This is a genomic window from Photorhabdus kayaii (assembly GCF_025384895.1).
GTDB classification, from domain to species: Bacteria; Pseudomonadota; Gammaproteobacteria; order Enterobacterales; family Enterobacteriaceae; genus Photorhabdus; species Photorhabdus kayaii.
In genome coordinates this window covers 1-1,329 of the sequence record NZ_JAJAFZ010000178.1, presented here as the reverse complement: position 1 = coordinate 1,329, position 1,329 = coordinate 1, and the positions used below count along the sequence as shown (strand labels likewise).

The window sequence follows — 1,329 nt, the reverse complement described above, 5'->3', positions numbered from 1 at the left end:
ACTACAGCCGTAGATACCAGAAAGTTGCATTTTCCTTGATACTCACAATTCTGAGAAGCCGCATGAATTAAGCTTTTCTATGAGTGTCTTTTCTGTTGAAAAAAGTAAGTACGGCTGTAGTACTAGGTCAGGTTCGTATTCACTGTTTATCTTCAAATGGTGCAATTGAGATTATTCAGTTTGAAATAGATCACCTGAAAGAACAAGCTTTCTATTTAACAGCAAACAGAGTAAAGCAATATGCAATAATTGAAAGGGAAAAAGAGAAATCAAGTTATACTAATCTTATATTAAAACAGATTGGGTTTGTTGGTGGTGGCACTCAAATTCTTGCAGGTTATACAGTCTGTAAAGCTTCTTTAGGGTTAGCATGTGCCTCATTCGGTGCGCCATTAATGGCTCATGGGTATAATAATGTTGTTGAAAATGGATATTATTTACTGTATAGAGAAAATATTAATGGTGGTATCAGAGAAGGATATAGGTATGTTGCTAATAAAATTGGTTTAAGTGATAAAGATGCAGATATTACTTATGCAACTGTTGATTTAGTGCTTTCAGGTTATGGCATTTTTAGAAAAGTTTTGAAGCCAAGAGAGAAATCTTGGAGTTTATTTAGAAATATTAATAGCGATTTTACCAGAGGATGGAAAGAAATGGATTCTTTAAGCTTAAGTATGGAAATGGCGGTTGATGGTGTTACTCTTTGGAGTATTTATAAGATAACAGAAGAAGAGAAATAATATGGATCAGGAACTCATTCAGGGTCGGATCTCACATTTTTAATATGGTTATTGTGAGTAAAAATAACCCTTTGCGAGCTCAATAAACATACAAAAGAGATATTAAAACCTATCAATAAAAGCATATTGAATATGCGAAATTATCAATATCCGTGTGACGATTGATTTTTATACAAAGTAGAATCCCGCCCTGGGAACTCATTATATCTACTCAATCATCTGATATGGATTTTTTATTATATTTTTTATTATATTTTTTATTTATAATAATTTTTTCTATGTTTTTTTATTTATTAAAAAATACACAGAAAGTAAAAAGAGTATTTTTCTATTCATAATTAACCTGTTGTTTTTGTTTTCTTTTTGTATAGATCAGTTAATTATATCTAAATTTGGTTATTCCTTAATTCCACCATTTAGATTTTTGAATTTAAATGATGAGGTAATAAGATTAAGTGCGGTGATGTTTTCAATTTTAATCATGATAATGTTCCCAAGGAAGTTTAAATGTTGACGATAAATTACTGGTGAAAAACAATAATGGATTATACCGAAATTATTATTTCTATTAAATCATCATGGCTGG

1 protein-coding gene is annotated in these 1,329 nt (G+C 30.1%); it reads left to right on the top strand.

Going from position 1 to position 1,329, the window contains the following annotated elements:
* The first annotated feature begins 95 nt into the window (after positions 1 to 95).
* Positions 96 to 743: a DUF4225 domain-containing protein gene (locus LGZ98_RS23735; protein ID WP_223121418.1), complete on the top strand. Its 648-nt coding sequence runs from the start codon at positions 96 to 98 to the stop codon at positions 741 to 743.
* Positions 744 to 1,329: the final 586 nt, after the last annotated feature.